The sequence below is a fragment of the Stenotrophomonas sp. PS02297 genome (assembly GCF_029959705.1).
GTDB lineage: Bacteria > Pseudomonadota > Gammaproteobacteria > Xanthomonadales > Xanthomonadaceae > Stenotrophomonas > Stenotrophomonas nitritireducens.
This window is the reverse complement of sequence record NZ_JASCOS010000007.1, coordinates 56383-75626: the sequence shown is the minus strand read 5'-3', so window position 1 is coordinate 75626 and position 19244 is coordinate 56383. Positions and strand designations below refer to the sequence as shown.

Genomic DNA, 19244 nt, shown 5'->3' with positions numbered 1-19244 from the left:
TAGAGACTCTCAGTCTTGTCGGAATGAGCAGGGCAACGTCATTGTCGCTACATACCGCTCCTGCTCGACCCGGGTTTCCATACTCCCCCCCAGCCCCTGCAGGCGCTCGCGTACCGCGCGCAGGCCAACGCCATGGCCCGCCCGGGCGGGGCGCGAACTGGGGGGTAGGTCGTTGATGACAGTGATCCGCACCTGTCCTGCATCGCCCGCGACTGCCACGCGTAGCAGGCAGCCGACAGTGGAAGGCTCGACGCCATGATGGATGGCGTTTTCCACCAGTGGCTGGATCGACAGCGTCGGCACCTGCAATTCGGGGAGGGGATCGGGTATTTCCCATTCCAGGCGCATGCGTGAGCCGAAGCGCAGCTGCTCGATGTCGGCATAGCGGCGCGCCAGTTCCAGCTCCATGCGCAATGGAACCTGGCTAGGTCCCGCCAGGGCCGCGCGGAACAGATCGGAAAGGTCGAGCAGCAGTTGCTCCGCCTTCCCCGGCTGCTGGTGTACCAAGGCCGCGCCGGTATTGAGCGTATTGAACAGGAAATGTGGATGGATGCGTGCCTGCAGTGCATCCAGTTCCGCCTGCTTGGCGCGCAGGGCCAGTTGCCGTGCGCGCCAGTGGTTCTGGAAGGCAGCCAGTCCCAGCAGGCCGGAAGTGAGAACGATGCCGGTGAAGCGCAGGAATACCATCGCCCAATCGCCTTGCGCCGCACCCCACGCATCGCGCACCACCAGCCAGCTCGCGGTGCATACGAGGACGTTGACCGCCACCAGGATCAGCAACGCGATGTTGGCGATCCAGAGGGGAGGGAGCTGCACCAGCAATCGGCGCAAGAGGTAGAGGGCGCCCAGCGTGGACAGGGAAATCCACTGCACCATCAGTGAGATCAGGCCGAAGTGCACCCAGCGGTTATCACCCACGCCGGGAGCCAGTGCCAGGATCACGGCCAAGGCTTCGCCGGCCACCAGGACGCGGATGATGACGGGTGCCTGCCATAAGGCATCCAGTGGGGCGTCGGTGGCTTGCTTGGGCATGTCCGGGCCGGATTCGAGGGAGCGAAGCCGTTGGTCCTGCCTCTGTGGCCGCCTGTCGGCAGGAGGCTGACAGCACTGGGGGCGTCGCTTACCGTGGCAGCTTACAGCCATTATGGGGAAGGCCCGCATGTCGTTCTCGATGGAATGCGGTCAATGCTGGCGGGCATTGCGGCGAAAGCGGCAGGCAGGGTTTACGCTGGTTGAATTGATGGTCACGGTGGCGGTGCTGGGAATCGTCGCGGCCATCGCCGCGCCCGCCTTCGGCAGGATGATCAGCCACAACCGGCTGACGGCCGGGGGCAACGAAATGGTCGGTGCCCTGCAGGCTGCACGTGCCGAAGCGATCAGCCGCCGTGCAGCTGTCACGCTGTGCCCCAGCGCCGATGGCGCCAACTGCACTGCCTCCGCCGGCAGCCAATGGATCGTACTGGTGACCAAGAATGGCGCCAGCAAGCCCGTGCGTTCGGTGTCCTTGCATTCCGCACTGAGGGTGGCGGGCAGCCCGAACCTTGTGGCGGGTAACTACCGGTTTGATTTCAGCCCGGATGGCTTCGTGAAAGTGGGCAGCAGGTCGGCGGGAAGCGTGGCCTTGTGCGCTGCGGACTTGTCGTCGAGCAATGCCATCGACATAAGCGCCAGCACGGTACGCATCGGTTCGGCGCGTCGGGCGGCAGGGGCGAGCTGCTCCGCGCCCGGCGACAATTGAGGAGCGACGATGAATCAAATAACGGCATCACGATCGCGGCAGTCGGGCGTTGGCATGGTCGAAGTGATGGTGGCGGTGCTGGTCCTGGCGATTGGCGTGCTTGGTGTGGCTGCCCTGCAGGCGATCACGCTCAAGAATTCCAGTAGTTCGGCCAGCCGCAGCCAGGCGGCCATCCAGATCTATTCGATGATGGACATCATCCGTGCCGACAGGATCAACATTGGCAGCTACAACACCAACATCTATGTGGCGGGCGACGGTAGTGGCGAGCCTGGCAGCAAGGATGGCTGGCTGGATGGCCTGAAGGGCACCGTGGCGCCGGACGCCCAGGGCAAGATCGTTTGTCTGGCCGAGCAGATGGTATGCACCGTGGGTGTGCAGTGGAATGACGAACGCGCCACTGGTGGCAGCGGTACCGAGCACATCGAGATCACGAGCCAGCTATGAAGCAGAATTCCTTAAGCTGCCGGGAGCAGCGTGGTTTTACACTGATCGAGTTGATGGTGGCCCTGCTGCTGGGGTTGCTGGTTGTTGCGGCTGCCGGCAGCATCTTCCTGTCCAATCGACGCGTATACGGTTCAACCGAATCGTTGAATCGCATCCAGGAAAACCAGCGCGCCGCGTTCGAATTGCTGGCGCGTGATATCCGGGAGGCGGGTGGGAATCCGTGCCTGCGCCTTGGTGCCAGCAAGTCGCCAGTGATACAGCTGGCCTCCTTCGATACTAACTGGTGGGGGCGTTTCGCCGCCGGCATCCATGGCAGCAGCGGCACGTCGGACGCGATCACCCTGTATCTGGCCAACGGCACCGAATACTCCGTGGTGCAACACAAGGCACCTGGTGATCCCATCACGCTTGGTTCCGTGGATGGGCTGGCGGCAGGACAAGTGCTGATGGCCTGCAACAGCGACGAAGCCATCGTGTTTTCCGTATCCGGCATTTCCGGCAAGACGCTGCAGCACGTAGCGGGTGCCAACTGCGGCTCCGGGTTCACGCTGCAGCCGGTAGCTGGAAAATGCGGTGATGCGGTGGCAGGGCCTCCTTATTGTTTCTGGGGCAATCCTGCGGTGTTGCCGACGGCTGCGGAAAGCGGCAATTGCCAGCCGGGAGTTGGCCGCTCGCCTGCCTTCGTCGTACGGCCGTTCGATGCGCAGTGGACGGTGGAGGCCAACACCCGTGGTGGTAGTTCGCTTTACCGCAATGCGCTGGGTAGCAAGGATGAAATCGCCGAAGGAGTTACCGGCATGACCATCGGCTACAAAGTCGGCGACGCCAGTGGTTATCAATCGGCGGATGCAGTCGGAGCGGGTAACGCTTGGGCGCGGGTTACAGCCGTGCACGTGGTGCTTACATTCGAGGCCGCCCGCGGTGCCATGGCCGCAGGCGATGTGCAGGGCGTGGATGGCGGTACGCTGAGCCGCAGCGTGGAGGATTTCATCGTGCTCAGGAACCATCAGGAGGGCATCCAGTGAAGCGCGGACATTCATCATTCGTGCACGTGGGAGATCAGTCGGGCGCTGCGCTCATCGTCGTGCTGATGCTGCTGATCATCATTACGTTGCTGGGCCTGGCCTCCATGCGTGGTGCCATCATGCAGGAGCGCATGGCCGCAAACACGATATCCCGCAGCCTCGCATTTCAGGCGGCCGAGGCTGGCCTGCGCCAGGCCGAGGTCATCGCGCGCGACGGCAGCCTCAGTTTTCCGGCTTCGGGATGTTCTGCTGGCCTGTGTGCCATGACCGCTCCCGGGAATGCCCCTGTGTGGAAGGCCGACAGCTTCTGGAGCAGTGACAAGATCCGTGTCGGCGAAGTTGTCGGCAAGGGGGATGCGGCCATTACTCCGCGCTTCGTCATCGAGGATTTCGGTACCTCCGTGAATGGAGGGGGGATATCCGACAGTATTGATATGTCCAAAGCCGTTCCTTCCACGACCGAGCAGAGCGTCTACCGCATTACGGCCTACGCGGCTACGCCTAATGGCGCGGAAGTGATCGTCCAATCGCTGTATCACCGTTGAGCGGGGCAAAAAATGAACAGCAAGTCTCACTCCATGCAGTCCCTCGCTGCGCGCATGCGCGTTGCGCTTGCGACGTTGCTGATATCGATGGCTGCGGCATCGTCGGCGCAGTCGGCAAACACCTCGTTTCCGCAATACCCCTTGCTGACCGGTGGCAATTCCATTCCGCCAAATGTGCTGATGATTCTCGACGATTCTGGATCGATGACGTACCTGATGATGCCGACGGACTCCAGTCGTGATCTGAATGACGATGTCGTCGATCGTTCATACGTCAACAACACTATTTTCTATAACCCAAGCATGACGTATCGGCCCTGGCGCACCGCAAAGGTCGATGTCAACGACCGCCTGGATGATGCAAATTTTACGGCGGTATCGAGCAGTACCACATCTTTGAACAGTCCGATCGACCTGCGCACGGCGCAGACCAACATCGGGACCAGCAGGAATCCGAACTGGATCCAGGAGTCCTATTTCTATGTGCCTAAAGTCGCCAACCCCGGGACGAGGGCTGCCAACTACGACAAGTTCCGCATTGTCGCGTCCAGTTCCGACAACAGTTACCAGGGGGGTGTCGTCCAGAAGCAGGAGTCCTCGACGAAGGTTGTCGCTACCGGTACTTTGTCTGCGAGTAGGAACAGGTACTCGAGCTGCGTTGGAGTTTCCACCGCAAACGCAGTCAATGGCGAGGCCAGCAACGTTTCCGTGAGCATTTCGGGTAATGGTAGCGCCGGCCTCTTTGTCTACTCCAATAGCGGCTGTACTGTCATTCTGGACGCGAATACCGGCAGCAGTTCGTCAAAGACGGTCTCGATAGCCTCGCCTCCGGGCATGATCTACATCGAAATCTACGGGAACGGCAGTGCGGTTTCGAATATTCCTTACTCGGTGACGGGAAGCTACGCGTGGGTGGATTCGACGCCTCCGCGCATAGGCAAGGATGCGAGTGGCGCTGCCTTGACGCCTCGTTCGCAGGCCGACGAATTGCAGAATTTTGCGAACTGGTACCACTACCACCGTAGCCGCAACAAGATGGCCAAGGCTGGCGCGTCGGAAGCTTTTGGGCGCCTTGGCAAGAACTATCGCGTCGGCTTCGACACGATCTGGAACAGAGGCGGCAGTTCGGCGAGCGTGGGTGGGGCCAATCCTGCTTTCCCGATCCCCGTAGGGACCGGCGACGGTCTGTTCGAAGGGGTAAATCGTTCGACCTTCTATACCCGCCTGCAGGATGCTGGTGCCTCGGGCAATACGCCGCTACATGGTGCGTTACAGCGGGCGGGACGTTACTTCAGTTCGGATGCAGCCTACAGGGACAGCAGTGGGCAAATGCTGACCTGCCGGCAGAATTACGCGATTCTTACCACGGATGGTTACTGGAATCAGGCCGACAAGGATGGCGGTTACACCAGCAAGGTGGGGGACTACGACACTCAGGCCAACGGTGCCGAATATTACGACAAACAGACGTGTTCCAAGAGTAGCTGTGAAGGCTTTACCGATACTCTGGCCGATGTTGCCTATTATTACTGGAAGAACGATCTGCGCACCGGCATGACCAACAACGTGCGTCCAAGTGCCAATGATCCGGCGACCTGGCAGCATATGGTGACCTTTGGTGTGTCGATCGGTCAGCAGGGTACGCTCGATCCGAATGCGCCGGCACCGAAACCGTGGAATGTGGATCCAATCAAGAACAGTGGTGCCGAACGCATCGACGACCTCTGGCATGCTTCGCTCAATGGTCATGGCAGCTTTGTCGTGGCTTCGGATACCGAGAAGTTCGCTTCGGCATTGACGGCGGCGTTGTCAACGATCGATTCGCGCAGTGCTTCGGGCTCGAACATCGCTTCAAGTTCCACCAAGACCGAAACGACCACCTTGACCTTCGTGGCCGGCTTCACTTCCGGCAGCTGGATCGGCGACTTGATCGCCAGTCCGTTCAATGCCGCTTTGACCGGTGTCTCGAGTACGCCGAAATGGAAGCTTTCCGACACGTTCAAATCGGGCGGCAGCAATGCGCAGGCTTCTGCACCATTTGCCAACAGGACAGTGTTGACCAGTTTTGGAGGCGCCGCCAAGCTCTTCAACAGCACCACGTTGGCTGGAGCCACGGTCTTCCAGCGCAGCGGCACCACCAATGATGTAGGGGTTGCCGACAATATTAACTACCTGCGTGGCGACCAGAGTCTGGAGGTCGGTCAGACCGGTGGAACGCTGCGCAAGCGTGCCTATCCGCTGGGGGATATCGTCGATTCGTCGCCGGCATACGTTGAAGATACCGGTACCGTATATGTAGGCGCCAACGATGGCATGCTGCATGCCATCCGCGTGGAGGATGGAAAGGTATTGTTCTCCTATGTTCCCAAAGGGCTGGATTTCGCGGAGCTGGCCAAATTGAGTGCCAAAGAGTATGAGCACCGCTATTTCGTCGATGGCCAGATCGATGTTGTCAGCAGGGCCGTGCAGGGTAGTGGCAAGAACATCCTCGTGAGTGCGTTGGGTCGCGGCGGCCGTGGCGTATTCGCGTTGAATGTGACCAATCCGGCCGCAATGGACGCGACGAAGGTGCTGTGGGACAAGACCAGTCAGGACGTCACCACCGACAAGAACATGGGTTATGTGCTCGGTGCCGTGCGGATCCGCAAGGGTAATGGTGGGAAGACCTATACACTGGTCCCCAATGGCATCGACAGCCCGAACGGTACGGCCACGCTGTATGCCTATGAGTTGGACGCCAATGGTGGCATTGTGGCCACTCGCGAGTTGATCGCCGATCCTGGTAGCGGCAATGGATTGATGTCGTTGGGTTTGGCGGACCTGAATGGTGATGGCCTGCTTGATGTGGTGTACGGCGGTGATCTGCTCGGTAATATCTGGCGCTGGGACTTCAGCGGCAGCACGCCTTCGGCCGCGGTCAAACTGTTCCAGGCGGTAGACGCGTCGAATGCTCCGCAGCCGATCACTGGTGGCCTGTCTGTCGGGCGCAGTAGTACCGGAACCGTCTTCGTCGGTTTTGGTACGGGGCGGTTCATTTCCAGTACCGACGTGCCCGGGACGACTTCGCAGACGCAGAGCTTGTACGGCATCATCGATTCGGGGGCTGCGATTACTGGCGGGCGTAGCAAGCTGCAGGCGCGTACGATTCCATATTCCGGAACAACGGCAAAGGGCGAGAGCGCGCGTGGTTTCGAGACCTATTCACCTTTGCCGGCCGATAAATCCGGCTGGTATGTGGATCTGCCGCCGCCGGAGCGGGTGATTTCTGCTCCGACTATTTACGGTTCGGGGATGTATGTGGCATCTGTGATCCCGGCCACCGGCAGCGACTGCTCCGGCGCCAGCGGCAGTGGCTACATCAATGCCTTGAACCTGTTTACCGGTACTGCACCGAAGTCGGGCAGCTATTTCACTGATACCACCGTGCTGACCGATGGCAAGGGGGGGAAGGGGGTGATCGGCTCCGTGGGTGTCAGCGGCGGCATGGCTACCGAGGTCAATGTGACCAGCGGGTTGGTAACGGTGGGTACGGGTGGCGGGCTTGATACGGCCAGTACCGGCATCAATCCGCCTACCGGTGCTCAACCCAGTCGCGTCAGCTGGCGCGAGATCGTGCAGTAAGGGCGGAGGACGAAGAATATGCGTTTTTCAATGAAAGGGTTCACGCTGATCGAACTGATGGTGGTCGTGGCGATCATCGGTATCCTCGCTTCGATTGCTTACCCGAGTTACATCGGTCATGTCGTCAAGACGCGTCGGGTGGCTGGTGCCACCTGCATGATGGAAATGGCGCAATTCATGGAGCGCTATTACACGACGAAGATGAAGTACTCGGGCGCCACGCTGCCGCAAACCGCGTGCACTACGGATGTTGCGGCACATTACACGATCGGATTTGGTGCGGGGCCGGCTGACACAACCTATACCCTGACGGCAGCACCGCAGGGTGCGCAGGCTTCCAGGGATGCCGCATGCGGTTCCTTGAGCATCAATCAGGCCGGTGTGAAAGCGGTCACAGGTACGGCCGGGTCTGATGTGAAGCAATGCTTCTGATTCGAAACATGGTGGTGGCGCGTGATGCGCCGCCATTGTGAAATACATCGCAGGGTGTACAAACAAAAACCCCCGCGACATCATCGCGGGGGTTTTTGTTTGTACTGGCGCCCGAAGTTGGACTCGAACCAACGACCCCCTGATTAACAGTCAAGTGCTCTAACCGGCTGAGCTATTCGGGCGGGAGGCGAATTCTAAGCATGGGGTGGGCGGGATGCAAGCCCCTGGCCGGATGCCGGTGGTGTGGCGGATGGGATGAGGGGCTTGATCCATACTGCAGCCGCACGGCAGCTGCCTTCCCGGGGGGGGGCTGATATGGCGGGGCATGTGGATGGTCTTGTCCTCACATGGGGCAGGAGGTTGGGTGGACAGGGCGGGTGCTGCGTATTCGCCCGGTGTTGTTCACGATCACGGAGCCGAGCAGTTCGCCGCGCATGTTGCAGATGGAAATGGTCAGGTTGCTGCCGGCACTGCGGCCATCGGGAAGGTAGCGGGCCTGCTGCCTTCCCGCGCTGCTGGTCAATCGAAGGTGTCGCGACACGGAAGTGTTGTCCGCGCGCACGATGTCCTTCGGGCGGTCAGGGCGGCGATTGCCGTCGCGGTCCAGGAACAGCAGCAGGCCACCGCTCCAGTCGGTGCCTGCATTGCAGGTGGCGCCATCGGTGGAGGGGCAAAGCACGGTATGGCTGGAGTGGGTAATGGCGGTCAGGCGGGCGGCCGAAAGGTGGGCGACCAGTGCGTTGGACGCGCTGATGGCGCGCTGTCGTTCAATCAGTCCGGCCATGGAGGGAGCTGCGACAGCGGCCACGATGGCCAGGCTGCCGATGCCGGCCAGGAGCTCGATGAGGCTAATGCCTGATGGCTTGTCTGCAGGCAGTGTCCTTGCCATGGCTTCGGCCCTCATGCTGGATGTCGTGACCTGGAATCGTCGCTGCCGCGGTTCCATGGGGATATCGGTGACCACGCCATCACACCTGTGGGCATCACCCTCAGCCGGCCGTCATCCGGGCGGTGGCTATACTTGCCGGTCCATACCGCGCATGCCGCCATGTCCGACCGATTCCAGCTCGTATCGCCCTATTCGCCGTCAGGCGACCAGCCGGCCGCCATCGAGAAACTCGTCGCCAACTTCGAGGCGGGCATCGCCAAGCAGACGCTGCTGGGCGTTACGGGGTCGGGCAAGACCTACACCATCGCCAACGTGGTGCAGCAGATCCAGCGGCCGACCCTGGTGATGGCGCCGAACAAGACGCTGGCGGCGCAGCTCTATGGCGAATTCAAGTCGTTCTTCCCGCACAACGCGGTGGAGTACTTCGTCAGCTACTACGATTACTACCAGCCCGAGGCCTACGTGCCCGCGTCGGACACCTTCATCGAGAAGGACAGTTCGATCAACGAGCACATCGAGCAGATGCGGCTTGCGGCGACCAAGACCCTGTTGTCGCGACCGGATGCGATCGTGGTGGCGACGGTGTCTGCGATCTACGGCCTCGGCGCGCCCGAGGATTACCTGTCGCTGCGCCTGATCCTGTCCAAGGGCGAGCGCATCGACCAGCGCGACCTGATCAACCACCTGACCCAGCTGCAGTACACGCGCAACGAATACGAGCTGCAGCGCGGTACTTTCCGAGTGCGCGGCGAGGTGATCGACGTGTTTCCCGCCGAGCTGGACAGCGAGGCGGTGCGCATCGAGCTGTTCGATGGCGAGGTCGAGCAGCTGAGCATGTTCGATCCGCTCACCGGCGAGAGTCTGCGCAGGATGCAGCGCTACACGATCTACCCGAAGACCCACTACGCCACCACGCGCGAACGGGTGCTGGCGGCGATCGAGACGATCAAGGTCGAACTGAAGGAGCGACTGGAACTGCTGTACGCGGAGAACAAGCTGGTCGAGGCGCAACGCCTGGCGCAGCGTACCCAGTTCGACCTGGAGATGATGGCCGAGGTCGGCTACTGCAATGGCATCGAGAACTACTCGCGGCACCTGACCGGCAAGGCCGCGGGCGAGCCGCCGCCGACCCTGTTCGACTACCTGCCCGCCGATGCGCTGCTGGTGATCGACGAATCGCACGTGACCATCCCGCAGATCGGCGCGATGTACAAGGGCGACCGGTCGCGCAAGGAAACGCTGGTGGAGTTCGGCTTCCGCCTGCCGTCGGCGCTGGACAACCGCCCGTTGCGCTTCGAGGAGTGGGAGGCGCGCTCGCCGCGCAGCATCTATGTGTCGGCTACGCCCGGGCCTTATGAGCTGCGCGAATCGGGCGATGAGATCACCGAGCTGGTGGTGCGCCCGACCGGCCTGATCGACCCGCAGGTCGAAATCCGCCCGGTGGGTACCCAGGTCGATGACCTGATGAGCGAATGCAACGAGCGCATCAAGATGGGCGATCGCGTCCTGGTCACCACCTTGACCAAGCGCATGGCCGAGAACCTCACCGAGTACCTCGGCGAGCATGGCATCCGCGTGCGCTACCTGCATTCGGACGTGGACACGGTCGAGCGCGTGGAGATCATCCGCGACCTTCGCCTGGGCAAGTTCGACGTGCTGGTCGGCATCAACCTGCTGCGGGAGGGCCTGGACATGCCCGAAGTCTCGCTGGTGGCGATCCTGGATGCGGACAAGGAGGGCTTCCTGCGTTCGACCGGCTCGCTGATCCAGACCATCGGCCGCGCCGCCCGCAACCTGCGCGGCAAGGCGATCCTCTATGCCGACAGGATCACCCGTTCGATGCAGGCGGCCATCGACGAGACCGACCGCCGCCGGCAGAAGCAGGTCGAGTACAACGAAGCGCATGGCATCGTACCCAAGTCGGTGGCGCGGCCGATCACCGACATCCTTGAGGGGGCGCATGAGGAGGGTTCGGCCAGGGGCGGCGGCAAGGGCAAGGCCCGCCGTGTGGCCGAGCCGGAGGCCGACTACAGGGCGCTCGATCCGGCCCAGGCCGCTGCCCGCATCAAGGTGCTGGAGCAGCAGATGTACCAGCATGCGCGCGACCTGGAGTTCGAGGATGCGGCGCGGGTGCGCGACCAGATCCACCGGCTCAAGGAGGCGAGCCTCGGCTGATGAGGCGGGGCTTGCCGGAGCTGTTCTGGGGAGAAAAGAGGGGCGGCGAGGGGCGATGTGAAAATTTTTCCAGAAACCTGTTGCTCTCACCCTGATCGCTGGACTAAGATACGCGCCCTCGCAACGAGCAATTGATTGCGACGCGAAGGGCGGTTAGCTCAGCGGTAGAGCACTACCTTGACATGGTAGGGGTCACAGGTTCGAACCCTGTACCGCCCACCACTCCGGTGAGGAGTGGATCAATGACCCGGCAGATGCCGGGTTTTTTGTTTTCGCCATCCAGGGTTGGGTGGCGCGCCGGCAGGCGATGGCGAAGGCCGCTCCCGATGGTTTTTCATGCCCCGTTCCCGGCCGGTGGTCCGCGATGCTCGCCGTCTGGCCGGCGAAACGGCGCTCGAGCGCGGATGGAGGCGAAACGGCCGCGATTGGTTTACCATCGTGCCCGACCTCCTTCCGGAAAAGGTGGCCCGCGGAAACGCCGGCCGAGCGTGCGACATGAGCACTACCCACTCCTGACGCCAGATCACGCCACGGCCCTGCAGCAGGCGCCTTCGTGGCGCTTTTTTATTGCCCCAGTTCCCCCGGCGGCGCGTCGTCGCATCGCGCGCTCCGCGACCCGCCACGCCGGCGGGCCATGACCCAGGTGAAGCCATGATCAACATCACTCTCCCTGACGGCAGTGTCCGTCAGTTCGAAAACCCGGTCAGCGTCATGGACGTGGCCCAATCCATCGGTGCCGGCCTGGCCAAGGCCACCATCGCCGGTGCGGTCGATGGCGTGCTGGTCGACGCCAGCGATGTCATCGACCATGACGCCGCGCTGCGCATCATCACCGCCAAGGACGAGGAGGGCGTGGAGATCATCCGCCACTCCTGCGCCCACCTGGTCGGCCACGCCGTCAAGCAGTTGTACCCGGACGTGAAGATGGTCATCGGCCCGGTCATCGCCGAAGGCTTCTATTACGACATCTACTCCGAGCGTCCGTTCACGCCGGAGGACATGGCGGCGATCGAGAAGCGCATGGGCGAGCTGATCGCGCAGGACTACGATGTCATCAAGAAGATGACGCCGCGCGCGGAGGTGGTCGAGATCTTCAGGGCGCGCGGCGAGGACTACAAGCTGCGCCTGATCGAGGACATGTCTGACGACATCCAGGCCATGGGCATGTACTACCACCAGGAATACGTGGACATGTGCCGCGGTCCGCACGTGCCCAACACGCGTTTCCTCAAGGCGTTCAAGCTGACCCGCATCTCCGGCGCCTACTGGCGCGGCGACGCGAAGAACGAGCAGCTGCAGCGCATCTACGGCACGGCCTGGGCCGACAAGAAGCAGCTCGAGGCCTACATCAAGCGCATCGAGGAAGCCGAGATGCGCGACCACCGCCGCATCGGCAAGCAGCAGGAGCTGTTCCACCTGCAGGAAGAGGCTCCCGGCCTGGTGTTCTGGCACCCGAAGGGCTGGGCGCTGTGGCAGGTGGTCGAACAGTACGTGCGCCGCGTCTACCGCAGCAGCGGCTATGGCGAAGTGCGCTGCCCGCAGATCCTGGACGTGAGCCTGTGGAAGAAGTCCGGCCACTGGGACAACTACCAGGACAACATGTTCTTCACCGAGTCGGAGAAGCGCACCTACGCGGTCAAGCCGATGAACTGCCCGGGTCATATCCAGGTGTTCAACCAGGGCCTGCACAGCTATCGCGACCTGCCGATCCGCTACGGCGAGTTCGGCGCCTGCCACCGCAACGAGCCCTCCGGCGCGCTGCACGGCATCCTGCGCGTGCGTGGCTTCACCCAGGACGATGGCCACGTGTTCTGCACCGAGGAGCAGGTGGAGTCCGAGGTCCGCGCCTTCCACGCGCAGGCGCTGAAGGTGTATGCCGATTTCGGCTTCGAGGACATCCAGATCAAGATCGCGCTGCGCCCGGAATCGCGCCTGGGCGATGACGCCACCTGGGACAAGGCCGAGGATGCGCTGCGTTCGGCGCTGTCCAGCTGCGGCGTGGAATGGCAGGAGCTGCCGGGCGAGGGTGCCTTCTACGGCCCGAAGATCGAGTACCACCTGAAGGATGCCATCGGCCGTACCTGGCAGCTGGGTACCATGCAGGTGGACTTCATGATGCCGGGTCGTCTGGGCGCCGAATACGTCGACGAAAACAGCCAGAAACGGCATCCGGTGATGCTGCACCGGGCCATCGTGGGCTCCATGGAGCGCTTCATCGGCATCCTGATCGAGCACCACGCCGGTGCGTTCCCGGCCTGGCTGGCGCCGGTGCAGGTGGTGGTGGCCAATATCACCGACGCCCAGGCTGAATACGTTCAGCAGGTCCGCCAAACCCTTGCGGAGCAAGGGTTCCGGGTCAGCGCCGATTTGCGGAACGAGAAGATCGGCTATAAGATTCGCGAGCATACGCTGCAGCGTGTGCCGTATCTGCTGGTCGTCGGCGACCGCGAGAAGGAGAACGGCGCGGTGGCGGTACGCACCCGTTCGGGCGAGGATCTGGGCAGCATGTCGCTCCAGGCCTTCATCGAACGCCTGCAGGCGGAACACAGGCAGTAAGCATCCAGCCCCGGCCCCCGCGGACGCTCCGTCGGGGCCGGTTCGATTCCATCCGGAGATTGCAATATCAGTACCCTTGACACCAAGCAGAATCGTCGCAACCACGAAATCCGCGTGCCGCGCGTGCGCGTGATCGGCAGCGACGGTGAAATGATCGGCGTGTTGTCGCGCGACGAAGCGCTGTCGATGGCCGAGGATGAGGGCCTGGACCTGGTCGAGATCCAGCCTCAGGCCGATCCGCCGGTCTGCAAGATCATGGACTTCGGCAAGTTCAAGTTCGAGCAGCAGAAGAAGGCCAACGAGGCCAAGAAGAAGAGCAAGCAGGTCGAGATCAAGGAAGTGAAGTTCCGTCCGGTCACGGACGAGGGCGACTACCAGATCAAGCTGCGCAAGATGCGCGGATTCCTCGAGGAAGGCGACAAGGTCAAAGTCAACATCCGCTTCCGTGGCCGTGAAATGAGCCACCAGGAGCTGGGTCGCGAGATGGCCGGCCGCATCGAGGCGGACCTGGGCGAGGACATCGTGATCGAATCGCGCCCGCGCCTCGAAGGCCGGCAGATGGTCATGATGATCGCGCCGAAGAAGAAGTAAGGCCGTCGCGGCCAAGGCCGCTGCCTTGCTGGACGGGGAGGGGCGTCAGCCGGCTCCCCGTTCCGCGTTCATGTGCCTGCCTGTCCGGTCGCCTGCGATTGCAAGTGCCCGGATCCGCGGGCATAATGGGCGGCCCGGTTCGCCGGGTTTGTTGTTTGCATCACCTACAGGACCTGCCTGCCTCCATCGGGAGCGCAGGCTTCAAGCAGGCAAGGGCAAGGATGGAAAGCGTGGCTCCGGCCACCGCCCCGGCCAGTAAAAAGAGACCATCAAGGACATAGCAATGCCCAAGATCAAGACCAACCGGGCGGCGGCCAAGCGTTTCCGCAAGACCGCTTCCGGCAAGTACAAGGCTGGCCACGCCAACCGTAGCCACATCCTCACCAAGAAGGCGACCAAGCGGAAGCGTAACCTGCGTCAGACGAATCACGTCCGCGCAGAAGACGCAGGCCGTCTGGACCGCATGCTGCCCTACCTCTGAGGAACTGAACCATGGCACGAGTTAAGCGTGGTGTGCAGGCGCGTCGCCGCCACAAGAAAATCATCAGCCAGGCGAAGGGCTACTACAACGCCCGCCGCAAGGTTTTCCGCGTCGCCAAGCAGGCGGTCATCAAGGCTCAGCAGTACGCCTACATCGGCCGCAAGCAGAAGAAGCGCAATTTCCGTTCGCTGTGGATCACCCGCATCAATGCGGCTGCCCGCATCAACGGCATGAGCTACAGCCGTTTCATGAACGGCCTGCTCAAGGCTGGCATCACCCTGGACCGCAAGGTGCTGGCGGACATCGCCGTGCACGACGCGGCGGGTTTTGCCGCGCTGGCCGAGAAGGCCAAGAGCGCGCTGGCGGCATAAGTCCTTCTCCTGCCGGCGCGGTTCACCCGCGGCGGTGGTGAATGAGACAATGCATGGGGAAGGGCGCAAGTCCTTCCCCATTTCTTTTGGGGCCGGCCCGGGCATCGCCGATGCGATCGGGTCGACCGGCGGTGCGGCGGGGGTCGGCCCGGCGTGGACCGTACGAGGCAAGCCGATCCGAGGTCCGTCGATCCATGAGTGACATCCAATCCCTGACCGCACAGGCGCTGGCCGACGTGGCCGCGGCGCAGAATCCGGAAACGCTGGAAAACCTGCGCGTCGCCCTGCTGGGCAAGAACGGCAGCATCACCGCGCAGCTCAAGCAGCTGGGCGGCCTGCCCGCCGACGAGCGCAAGGCGGCCGGCGAGGCGATCAACCGCGCCCGCGACGAGGTGTCCACCGCCCTGGGCGAGCGCAAGGCGCTGCTGGAGAACGCAGCCCTGGATGCGCGCCTGGCGTCCGAGCGCATCGACGTCACCCTGCCGGGGCGCGATGGCGGACGCGGCGGCCTGCACCCGGTCACGCGTACGCTGGAGCGCATCACCGAGATCTTCGGCCGTCTGGGCTACGAGCTCTCCGAGGGCCCGGAGATCGAGGACGACTGGCACAACTTCGAGGCGCTGAACTTCCCGCCGCACCATCCGGCGCGCGCCATGCACGACACCTTCTATTTCGGCGACGGCCGCCTGCTGCGCACGCATACCTCCGGTGTGCAGGTGCGCTACATGGACGACCACCGCCCGCCGCTGCGCATGATCGCCGCCGGCAAGGTCTACCGCAGCGACAGCGATCAGACCCACTCGCCGATGTTCCACCAGGTCGAGGGCCTGCTGGTGGACGAGCATTCGACCTTCGCCGACCTCAAGGGCACCCTGAGCGAGTTCGTGCGCGCGTTCTTCGAGCGCGATTTCGAAATGCGCTTCCGTCCGAGCTATTTCCCGTTCGTGGAGCCGGGCGCGGAAGTGGACATCGCCTGGCAGCAGCCCGACGGCAGCACCCGCTGGCTGGAAGTGCTGGGCTGCGGCATGGTGCACCCGAACGTGCTGCGCAACTGCGGCATCGACCCGGAGCGCTACACCGGCTTCGCCTTCGGGCTGGGCGTGGAGCGCTTCGCGATGCTGCGCTATGGCGTGAACGACCTGCGCGCGTTCTTCGACAACGACGTGCGTTTCCTGCGCCAGTTCGCGTAAGCCGCGGCACGGCGGCAGGGTTCCCCACAGGCATACACACGGCGGGCGATGCAGGCCCGCACAACGGATCGAGCAACGATGAAATTCTCCGAAAGCTGGCTGCGCAGCCATGTCCCCACCGATGCCCCGCGCGAGGAGCTGAGCGCGGTGCTGACCGCCATCGGCCTGGAGGTCGAAGACGTCACCGCGCTGGGCGACGGGCTGGACAAGGTGGTGGTGGCGCGCATCGTCGAGGCCGTGCGCCATCCGGAGGCCGACCGCCTGCAGGTATGCAGGGTCGACGCCGGCCAAGGCGAGCTGCTGCAGATCGTCTGCGGCGCGCCGAACGCCCGCCCGGGCCTGGTCGCGCCGCTGGCGATGGTCGGTGCGCAGATCGGCGAACTGAGGATCAAGCCGGCCAAGCTGCGCGGCGTGGAATCCAACGGCATGCTGTGCTCGGCCAAGGAACTGGGCCTGGACAATGATGCCTCCGGCCTGCTGGAGCTGCCGGACGACGCGCCGGTGGGTGTGGCGCTGATAGAGTACCTGGGCCTGCCCGACGCCAGCATCGAGATCAAGCTCACCCCCAACCGTGCCGACTGCTTCAGCGTGCGCGGCATCGCTTTCGACGTCGCCGCCGCTACCCGCAGCGAAGTGAAGCCGTTCGCCGCCGACGCCGTGCCGGCGCAGGGCGCGCGGGAACTGGCCATCGCACTGGAGGCTGGCGCCGAAGCGCCGCGTTACCTCGGCCGTGTGATCGAAGGCGTCAACGCCGCGGCGGCGACGCCGCTGTGGATGGCCGAGCGCCTGCGCCGCAGCGGCGTGCGGCCGGTATCGCTGCTGGTGGACATCACCCAGTACGTGATGCTGGAGCTGGGCCAGCCGATGCACGCCTACGACCTGGATACGCTCAAGGGCGGCATCGCCGTGCGCCGCTCGCGCGCCGGCGAAACCCTGAAGCTGCTCGATGGCCGCGACGCCGCGCTGGACGACAGCTTCCTGCTGATCACCGATGCCGACCGCCCGGTCGGCTTGGCCGGCCTGATGGGCGGTTTCGACACCCGTGTCACCGACGCGACCACCAATGTTTTCCTCGAGGCCGCGCACTTCGCGCCGGCCGCGATCATGGGCCGCGGCCGCAAACTGGGCCTGCATACCGATGCCGGCCACCGTTTCGAGCGCGGCGTCGATCCGCAGCTGCCGCGTACGGCCATCGAATACGCCACCCGTCTGGTGCTGGACCTGGCCGGCGGCGTGCCGGCGCCGGTCACCGAGGCCGTGCGCGAGGCCGATCTGCCGCTGGCGGCGACGATCCTGCTGCGGCGTACGCGCATCGCGCGCGTACTGGGCATCCAGATCGCCGATGCCGAGGTCGAGCGCATCCTGCGCGCGCTGGGCATGGATGTGGTCGCAGCCGCCGAGGGCTGGAACGTCACCGCGCCGAGCCGTCGCTTCGACATCGCCATCGAGGAAGACCTGATCGAGGAGCTGGCGCGCATCCACGGCTACGAGACGATCCCGACCACGCTGCCGGGCGGCGCGGCGCGCATCGCGATGCCGAGCGAAACCCGCCTGGACGACCTGAGCGTGCGGCGCCAGCTGGTGGCGCGCGACATGCTGGAGACCATCAATTACGCCTTCGTCGACGCGCAGCTGCTCGATCAGTGGGCGTTGACGGACGGGCGCGTCGCGCTGGCCAACCCGCTGTCGGCCGAACTGGCGGTGATGCGGCCGATGCTGCTGCCCGGGCTGGTGGCGACGCTGGGCCGCAATGTCGCGCGCCAGGCGGGCCGGGTGCGCCTGTTCGAACTGGGGCGCGTGTTCGCGCAGCAGGCCGGCGAAGCCGGGCAGGCACCGCAGGAAACCGTGCGCGTGGCGGCGGCGATCTGCGGCGATGCGGCGGCGCTGCAGTGGGGCGGGAAGGCGCGCAAGGTTGATTTCCATGACCTGAAGGGCGACCTGCAGTCACTGGCCACTGCGGCCGGCGCGCAGCTGGAGTTCCGCGTGGCGCAGCATCCGTTCGCGCATCCGGCGCGTTCGGCCGACGTCTGGCGCGATGGCCGGCGCATCGGCTGGATCGGCCAGCTGCACCCGCGCCTGGCTGCGGCGATGGAGATCGACGTGGAAGTGCTGGCGTTCGAGCTGGACCTGGAGCCGCTGGCGGCGCGCCTGGTGCCGCGCGCTGGCGAACTGTCGCGGTTCCCCGCGGTGCGCCGCGATCTGGCCTTGATGGTGGCCGAGCCGGTCGAATGGGGTGCGCTGTCGGCGACGATCCGCCAGGCCGCGGGCAGCCTGCTGCGCGAGGTCGTGCTGTTCGACCGCTACGTCGGCCAGGGGGTCGAACCCGGATTCAAGAGTCTGGCTATGGGCTTGATTTTGCAGGAGACCTCGCGCACTCTGACGGACCGCGACGTGGACGCCGTGGTCGCCTCCGTGGTGGCTGCCGTCGAGCATGAACACGGCGCCAGGATCCGGGGTTGAAGCGGAAGTAACAGGGAACAGGCATGGCATTGACCAAGGCGGAGATGGCCGACCGGTTGTTCGACGAGGTCGGCTTGAACAAGCGCGAGGCCAAGGAGTTCGTCGATGCATTCTTCGACGTGCTGCGCGATGCATTGGAACAGGGACGCCAGGTGAAACTGTCCGGTTTCGGCAATTTCGACCTGCGGCGCAAGAACCAGCGCCCGGGCCGCAATCCCAAGACCGGGGAGGAGATTCCGATTTCCGCCCGCACGGTGGTCACCTTCCGTCCGGGCCAGAAGCTCAAGGAGCGGGTGGAGGCATATGCTGGATCCGGGCAGTAACCGCGAACTTCCGCCGATTCCGGCCAAGCGCTACTTCACCATCGGTGAGGTCAGCGAGCTGTGCGACGTCAAGCCGCACGTGCTGCGCTACTGGGAAACCGAATTCCCGAGCCTGGAGCCGGCCAAGCGCCGCGGCAACCGCCGTTACTACCAGCGCCACGACGTGCTGATGGTGCGGCAGATCCGTGGCCTGCTGTACGAACAGGGCTACACCATCGGCGGCGCCCGCCTGCGCCTGGAAGGCGAGGGCGCGCGGCAGGAGTCGGCGCTGAGCAACCAGATCATCAAGCAGGTCCGCATGGAGCTGGAAGAAGTGCTGCAACTGCTGCGTCGTTGACCGTTTCCACGGCAATACGCGTATAATCGCCGGCTCGCCACCACGGTGGCGGCATGCAGTAAC

17 protein-coding genes and 2 tRNA genes are annotated in these 19244 nt (G+C 63.8%); 16 read left to right on the top strand and 3 right to left on the bottom strand.

Annotation, left to right across the window (positions count from 1 at the left end; genetic code table 11):
* Positions 1-9: 9 nt before the first annotated feature.
* The gene (locus QMX80_RS03405; protein WP_282275295.1) at positions 10-1032 is read right to left on the bottom strand and encodes a histidine kinase; all 1023 of its coding nucleotides are present in this window, start codon (positions 1030-1032) and stop codon (positions 10-12) included.
* A 127-nt stretch (positions 1033-1159) separates the two neighbouring features.
* Between QMX80_RS03405 and QMX80_RS03400 the strand changes: the two genes are divergently transcribed.
* The 6 genes from QMX80_RS03400 to QMX80_RS03375 are packed head-to-tail and all read left to right on the top strand — an operon-like array spanning position 1160 to position 7808.
* Positions 1160-1738: a GspH/FimT family pseudopilin gene (locus QMX80_RS03400; protein WP_162236391.1), complete on the top strand. Its 579-nt coding sequence runs from the start codon at positions 1160-1162 to the stop codon at positions 1736-1738.
* 9 nt (positions 1739-1747) lie between these two features.
* Positions 1748-2185, top strand: coding sequence for a type IV pilus modification protein PilV (pilV, locus tag QMX80_RS03395; protein WP_282275292.1), 438 nt, complete (start codon positions 1748-1750; stop codon positions 2183-2185).
* Positions 2182-3210, top strand: a complete 1029-nt coding sequence (locus QMX80_RS03390; protein WP_282275291.1) for a prepilin-type N-terminal cleavage/methylation domain-containing protein — start codon at positions 2182-2184, stop codon at positions 3208-3210. The genes pilV and QMX80_RS03390 overlap by 4 nt, the downstream gene beginning before the upstream one ends.
* Positions 3207-3755, top strand: a complete 549-nt coding sequence (locus QMX80_RS03385) for a PilX N-terminal domain-containing pilus assembly protein (RefSeq protein WP_152984249.1) — start codon at positions 3207-3209, stop codon at positions 3753-3755. Before QMX80_RS03390 ends, QMX80_RS03385 begins: the two co-directional genes overlap by 4 nt.
* 12 nt (positions 3756-3767) lie before the next feature.
* The gene (locus QMX80_RS03380; protein WP_282275290.1) at positions 3768-7376 is read left to right on the top strand and encodes a PilC/PilY family type IV pilus protein; all 3609 of its coding nucleotides are present in this window, start codon (positions 3768-3770) and stop codon (positions 7374-7376) included.
* A gap of 30 nt (positions 7377-7406) precedes the next feature.
* Positions 7407-7808: a type IV pilin protein gene (locus QMX80_RS03375; RefSeq protein WP_282275289.1), complete on the top strand. Its 402-nt coding sequence runs from the start codon at positions 7407-7409 to the stop codon at positions 7806-7808.
* Positions 7809-7913: 105 nt separating this feature from the next.
* Here QMX80_RS03375 and QMX80_RS03370 read toward each other — a convergent pair.
* Both QMX80_RS03370 and QMX80_RS03365 read right to left on the bottom strand, forming a co-directional pair.
* Positions 7914-7990: transfer RNA gene (locus QMX80_RS03370), tRNA-Asn, on the bottom strand.
* A gap of 161 nt (positions 7991-8151) precedes the next feature.
* Positions 8152-8772, bottom strand: coding sequence for a GspH/FimT family pseudopilin (locus tag QMX80_RS03365; RefSeq protein ID WP_282275288.1), 621 nt, complete (start codon positions 8770-8772; stop codon positions 8152-8154).
* A gap of 84 nt (positions 8773-8856) precedes the next feature.
* On the opposite strand from QMX80_RS03365, the gene uvrB reads away from it, so the two are divergent.
* The 10 genes from uvrB to QMX80_RS03315 all read left to right on the top strand — a co-directional run bounded on the left by uvrB (position 8857) and on the right by QMX80_RS03315 (position 19181).
* Positions 8857-10872, top strand: coding sequence for an excinuclease ABC subunit UvrB (uvrB, locus tag QMX80_RS03360; protein WP_282275286.1), 2016 nt, complete (start codon positions 8857-8859; stop codon positions 10870-10872).
* 147 nt (positions 10873-11019) lie between these two features.
* Positions 11020-11094 (top strand) — tRNA-Val (locus QMX80_RS03355).
* Positions 11095-11523: 429 nt separating this feature from the next.
* Complete coding sequence (thrS, locus tag QMX80_RS03350; RefSeq protein ID WP_055769965.1) at positions 11524-13428, top strand: threonine--tRNA ligase; 1905 nt, start codon at positions 11524-11526, stop codon at positions 13426-13428.
* Between the two features lie 66 nt (positions 13429-13494).
* Positions 13495-14019 carry a translation initiation factor IF-3 gene (infC, locus tag QMX80_RS03345; protein ID WP_235504317.1) on the top strand — a complete coding sequence of 175 codons (525 nt, stop codon included), beginning with the start codon at positions 13495-13497 and terminating at the stop codon, positions 14017-14019.
* Between the two features lie 283 nt (positions 14020-14302).
* A complete protein-coding gene (gene rpmI / locus QMX80_RS03340) occupies positions 14303-14500 on the top strand; it encodes a 50S ribosomal protein L35 (RefSeq protein WP_010342861.1) in 198 nt (65 codons plus the stop codon).
* 11 nt (positions 14501-14511) lie between these two features.
* A complete protein-coding gene (gene rplT, locus QMX80_RS03335) occupies positions 14512-14871 on the top strand; it encodes a 50S ribosomal protein L20 (protein WP_054664681.1) in 360 nt (119 codons plus the stop codon).
* A gap of 194 nt (positions 14872-15065) precedes the next feature.
* Positions 15066-16061: a phenylalanine--tRNA ligase subunit alpha gene (locus QMX80_RS03330; protein WP_282275257.1), complete on the top strand. Its 996-nt coding sequence runs from the start codon at positions 15066-15068 to the stop codon at positions 16059-16061.
* Between the two features lie 78 nt (positions 16062-16139).
* On the top strand, positions 16140-18521 hold the full coding sequence (pheT, locus tag QMX80_RS03325) for a phenylalanine--tRNA ligase subunit beta (protein ID WP_282275255.1): 2382 nt from the start codon (positions 16140-16142) through the stop codon (positions 18519-18521).
* 23 nt (positions 18522-18544) lie between these two features.
* Positions 18545-18844 carry an integration host factor subunit alpha gene (locus tag QMX80_RS03320; RefSeq protein ID WP_054657702.1) on the top strand — a complete coding sequence of 100 codons (300 nt, stop codon included), beginning with the start codon at positions 18545-18547 and terminating at the stop codon, positions 18842-18844.
* Positions 18825-19181: a MerR family transcriptional regulator gene (locus tag QMX80_RS03315; RefSeq protein WP_055769947.1), complete on the top strand. Its 357-nt coding sequence runs from the start codon at positions 18825-18827 to the stop codon at positions 19179-19181. Before QMX80_RS03320 ends, QMX80_RS03315 begins: the two co-directional genes overlap by 20 nt.
* Positions 19182-19244 lie beyond the last annotated feature (63 nt).